Source organism: Nostoc sp. (genome assembly GCF_036917455.1).
Classification (GTDB): domain Bacteria; phylum Cyanobacteriota; class Cyanobacteriia; order Cyanobacteriales; family Nostocaceae; genus Nostoc.
In genome coordinates this window covers 1-5,327 of the sequence record NZ_JBALDK010000240.1, presented here as the reverse complement: position 1 = coordinate 5,327, position 5,327 = coordinate 1, and the positions used below count along the sequence as shown (strand labels likewise).

The window sequence follows — 5,327 nt, the reverse complement described above, 5'->3', positions numbered from 1 at the left end:
TTCAAAATTAGAGGCAGCGATTGAATATTTAAGAAGTAATGAATAAGTTTGAAATAAATATACTGTGATTTTTATGTTTATATCAAAATATATCAATCATAAACAACTTTTAACCTAAATAATAAGCTTTTTCTGGAAGAAAAATTATGCAGCTTTACCGCCCAAACATTCTTTTTTTTATTTAGTGTCTCTGGAATCGGGAAGACAACAATCGTGAATGTATTTTAATAATCCCAAAATACAAGTTAATCTCAGTTTTTTTGAACTTAGATTTTATAAATGTTCATCAGTATTCCTGGTGATTTATTTGAGACAAATGTTGAACAGCCCATTCATGCATAGCATAGAGAATTGGTTGCAAACTTTCTCCTAAAGGCGTTAGAGAATATTCTACTTTGGGTGGAATTTGGGGATAAACTTCTCGATGAATAATACCATCTTCCTCCATTTCTCTAAGTTGCTGGGTTAGCATCTTTTGCGTAACTCCAGGTAAAGCCCGTTGCAACTTACCAAAGCGTTTGACACCAGTCATTAATTCTCTAATAATCAAAACTTTCCAGCGTCCGCCAATCACCTTTATAGTAGTTTCTACTTCACAAGTCAGCCTGAGATGGTTTTCTGCTTCAGCTTTCATAGTTTTTTATAGGAATAACTTGACTCAGGTTAGCTAGGTAGTAATGCTAGTTATTTGATGATTACTTGTTTTAGGTTTTCCATAACTAGTGTAGCAGCTGCGGAAATATGAAAATACAATAGATACTTGCTGTCTTCCACAGCCAACTGAAAACGGATGATTCATTATTACTGATTACAGAAATAATCAAAGTGCGATCGCTTGTTTTACAATTAGATGAGCTAGCTATCCAAAAAAGTAGAGACTTCCAGACAAAGCGATCGCTCCACTAGCTGAAGAATTTTTCAACCACTGCACCTTGTTACATCTCATCCAAAGCAAGGGATATTACGACAACAGCGATCGCTTCTGCTGTAGGGTACAAGCAAGTGGATAACGTCATTAGAGGCTATTTATAAACTAAAGCTAAAGGAATATTCCTGCCAATTGTAACTTCAGCGATCGCTAAGTGAAGATTTATATCGCGAGCCATTAGGCATAATCGCACCTTCGAGGAAAGCATTACTCAGTTCATCGTCGCTCACTTTAGCATTCTTGAGATTAGCACCAGTTAGATAAGCTCCCTCCAAATTAGCACCACTCAAACTAGCATTTCTCAAATCTGCACCACTCAGATTGGTATGACTCAAATCTGCACAAATTAAATTAGCGCTACTCAAATTTGCACTACTAAGATTAGCCTGATTCAATTGAGAAAAACCCAGTTTTGCATAACTTAAATTTGCACCACTAAGTTTAGTCTGACTGAGATTAGCATTATCTAAATTGGCATAGCTGAGATTAGCATTAGTAAAATCGCTTCCCATTAAATTAGCTTTACTCAGAGTTGCATGGGAAAGATTAATATCTACTAACTCCGCACCGGGAGCATCCAAACCTCTTAAAGAAACACCATCCTCATTCAAATCTTGCAGTGCCAAAATTCTGGCATAACTAACTTTAACATTGTGCGCTGCATCAATCGTACTCCAGGCTTGATAATGAAATTGTTTTCTGCGATCTGGAGCTTCTTTAATGAATAGAACTAGCGCCACCACCAAACTGATCGTGTCAGCAGCGCCCAAAGCCTTTCCTAGCAAAGAATTCTCATCGACAACTATAACAACTACGGTAAAAATAACAACTGAAACTATAGCGACTAACCATGTTGGTGCTATCCAGAAAGTATCAATAAGTTTTTTGGGAATTTGTTTGAGGACTTCACTTAATGGCTGTTCTGATACTTTGGTCTGAAATTGCTGAGAATTAGCAGCAAAATAATTGATAATTTTTTTTAAACCTTTATCATCTAACTGAATTGAAACCAGAGATTTTTTCTCTGGTTTTACTGTAGACTGAAATAGCCGCTCTTCTTTTTTCTTTTCTGTTTTTAATGTCGCAGATTTTGCTAAAGTTTCAGTTTTTTTTCCAGCTTGGACAGGTTTTGGTAAAGATTCTTCTACCTCGCCTTTTAACATTAAGGCAGTAATAGCTCCAAAAGCATCTAGCCAAGCTTTTTTTACTTCAGGAGTCCAATCTTGCTGGAGATATTGCTCAAACGTTAGCAGTAATGCTTCCACAACCGATCCATAATATTTAGGAATAGCTCCGTAGCCGACGTGTCTAGCTCCTAGAGCCTTGAGAACTGGTTCTAAAGCTTCTGGGTTACGGAGGTTTTCTACTACCAAAACCAGAGAACTTAATAGTTTTTTCTCTTGGCTTTTCATATCTGTTTTAGTAAACAGTGGTTTTAATTCTGGGTGAGTTTGAAAAAGATTATTGTAGAAACTGGCTGCAAATTCATCAGCGCGGGGTTTAACTTTTTCAAAACTTTGTTGTAAAACTTCAACATTTAAAGACATACTTTTTTCTTTTAAAAACACTTTGAAAAAGGCTTTTTTTGGGATTTAGCCAGTAAAAATGTACCTTAGACAAAGTTATACTATAATAATTAATTGCGGTATGATACTTTTCATGATAAAAATAAAGGTTTTTTAAATCCCATCCCCGATGAGATTTAAAAAGTCTTTATCAGCTAAATCTACTGGTTTAGCAATATTAACTTGTTACTGGGGATGCAGCCGCAGAGACAACGTTAAGATTAGCAACTAACCCATAGGTTGATACATACTCTTCTAATTCTGCTAAATCAACCGTGCCATCTTTATCGGAGTCAAGAGTGGCAAAAAGATAATCAGTTACGTACCTCCTCACATCTTCAGAGCTACGTTCGCCTGTTGTCATATCTTCTATTCGCCCTAATAACTCCATAATCTCGTCTCTATCGAGTGCATTGCTGCCATCTGTATCCAATTGATGGAAAAGTTTTCTTACATCTTCTGTTGCCATTCTCGAAGAACGCAGGGTTTCTCGCAATAATTCATTACCAAATGAATTCATAAACAATATCTGCTCGACAAGTGGTATGCAGAAGAATCCCAGTGCTGCCCAAAAAATTGCATATTTTACGGCTTCGGGATTTGGAGTTGCACTAACTCCGAGGAAAAGAGCAGCCCAAAGGAAAAAGTTTGGATTAACAAGCAGGATATAAGCATCCCTAGCTTCTGCCTTAATTAGCTTATCTTTTGTAAACACTGAAGTTAATACGGCAAAGACGCGCATTAAGATAAAGACTAATGTTGCCACTGCCAGTTGTTGCAGACAAGCTAGGGAGCGGTTCGCATCCGTTGAGAAAAATAAATCGCTTACGAATGTTGATGGAGTAAACTGAAACCCAGTTGCTAAAGCCATTAATGCGACAGCAAGCACTCCAATAAATTTCCAGTTCTTACTGTGGTGATTTGATTCAACAGGAGATTTGTCACGCCAAAATTGGGCGATCGCTCCCGGTATTGCCAAACCAACAATTAGAATCACACCAAAAAATATCAGGCTTGAACTATTAATTGGTAATTGTTTTGCCAAACCAAATGTCACAATCAGAGCCACTGGAGCGATGATTGATAACGTCCTTGATAAGATAGCTGAGGGATAAAGATTACCGCCCCAGAGTACCGATAAAACTGGGGAAGTAAGGGCGGGTGGAACCATCCAAAAAAGCACCCACATAACTTTGTACAAATCTGCCGGATTTTGATACAAAATTCCAGAAAATATTAAAAGTAGCCCAATTACCCATCTCACTAACATCCAGGCGTAGACTATATACTTCACTGTTGAAGTTACTTTGCGTTTACTCGCTGCAAAGTCAATGTCTAGGTAGGTATAAAACGTTGAAGCTGCCAGACAGGCAACGATTATCGCTCGAAATAGTTCTGAGGGAATTCCGACTGAGGAGGCGCTGATTGCCCTAACTAAGCATCCCAGTAAGAAAGCAGCAGCGTAAAGCAAAATTGCCCACATAATTGACAGATCGTTGATCTGTTTACGCACCGAAGCTGCACCCCCAGATTCCTTGTCGCGGAACTTGATTAGCTCCTCACCACTGAGAGCTTTACCATTAGGGAGTTTCAAGTGTTCGTAGGCAGTCGGTGGTAAATCACTTAAATAAAGTGCTAAAGGCTCCAATACATATTGATGGCACACTACTAAAACAGTTTCACCGCGTTCCAAGTGCGGCACAATCCGCTCCTCATAGAAAGAAGCAGCACGTCCGTAAACTTGGGCAATCTTCTCGCCAGCCGGAGGTGCTTCGTTATGGGAATGCAACATTTCCTCGAAGCCTTCGTAGCCAAGAACAAGACGAAGTAGATTTAGGTTACGACCCGCAAAAATACCAAAGGATTTCTCGCTAATCCGATGGTCGATCTCAACAGGAATATCAGGCGACTTCAACGCTTGACTTTCAGCAAGGGCGATTTCACAAGTTTGCCGCGCCCGTCTCATGTGAGATACGTATACTGCATCAAACTTCACACCTTTTTTCTTAATGTCAACGCCTGCACGGCGTGCCTGCAACCTACCAAATGCGGTGAGGTCAACATCCAGTACTCCTGCAAAAATGTTACGCTCGTTGCTGGTGCTTTCACCATGTCGAATAAAGTAGGCACGTCCTGGATAATCATCCTTCTTTTGTGCAACAGGGCCGTTAGTAGAGTTATTCATTTTTACCACAATTGTTAATAGTTTGAAGTCCGACTATGTTATAACCCTCTTGCATCACTCTCGCCAACTAAAAATTTAAGCTAACTTTTAGCCCTCATATAAAAAGAGGATTTCAGCCTTTATTTTTTCACACAATGCTATTAATCATAAATTTGGGATCAAAAGTTCTGTGCCGTAAGAAGTTTGAGCTTATTTTTTGACGAGAGAATTAAAGATAGTTAAAGTACAATAAGGCAAAGTCACAAATTTATCAATAGCTTTTTCAGTTAATTTTTTAAAATTTCAAGTAGGTAAGCATAAACAAACCTAACTATATAAATAAATATAAAAAGCTCAAAACCTATACAGCACTTACGGCAGCTATGAGGTACATCCTCAAAGCTGAAAGCTATGATAGGAGAGGGGCAAGAGGAAAACTGTATTGCATAATAGCCGGAAGCGCTGTATTATGGCTTATTTTTTATCGCAATGACTTAGTTATGAATTTTCTAGCCTATCTACTTACAAAAAAAATAATAATTTAAAAAATATGAAAGGACTTCCTAACAAAGGTTGACAAAAATAAACAAACTATATTTATGGGATAAAGAATTATCAAGCTAGTAACCGTTATTTAACTTTATTTATATTTACTCATAAAATATTAATT

Annotated in this window: 3 protein-coding genes; all 3 read right to left on the bottom strand. The window is 37.9% G+C overall.

What is annotated here, in order from left to right; genetic code table 11:
- Positions 1 to 286 precede the first annotated feature (286 nt).
- The 3 genes from V7K42_RS26870 to V7K42_RS26860 all read right to left on the bottom strand — a co-directional run bounded on the left by V7K42_RS26870 (position 287) and on the right by V7K42_RS26860 (position 4,678).
- The gene (locus V7K42_RS26870) at positions 287 to 634 is read right to left on the bottom strand and encodes a winged helix-turn-helix transcriptional regulator (RefSeq protein ID WP_334920491.1); all 348 of its coding nucleotides are present in this window, start codon (positions 632 to 634) and stop codon (positions 287 to 289) included.
- A 434-nt stretch (positions 635 to 1,068) separates the two neighbouring features.
- Positions 1,069 to 2,475, bottom strand: coding sequence for a pentapeptide repeat-containing protein (locus tag V7K42_RS26865; protein WP_334920489.1), 1,407 nt, complete (start codon positions 2,473 to 2,475; stop codon positions 1,069 to 1,071).
- 196 nt (positions 2,476 to 2,671) lie between these two features.
- Positions 2,672 to 4,678: a histidine phosphatase family protein gene (locus tag V7K42_RS26860; protein ID WP_334920487.1), complete on the bottom strand. Its 2,007-nt coding sequence runs from the start codon at positions 4,676 to 4,678 to the stop codon at positions 2,672 to 2,674.
- Positions 4,679 to 5,327 lie beyond the last annotated feature (649 nt).

Coding starts and splice junctions, on each gene's coding strand:
- V7K42_RS26870 (WP_334920491.1), bottom strand. CDS start 634: ATGAAAGCTGAAGCAGAAAACCATCTCAGGCTGACTTGTGAAGTAGAA.
- V7K42_RS26865 (WP_334920489.1), bottom strand. CDS start 2,475: ATGTCTTTAAATGTTGAAGTTTTACAACAAAGTTTTGAAAAAGTTAAA.
- V7K42_RS26860 (WP_334920487.1), bottom strand. CDS start 4,678: ATGAATAACTCTACTAACGGCCCTGTTGCACAAAAGAAGGATGATTAT.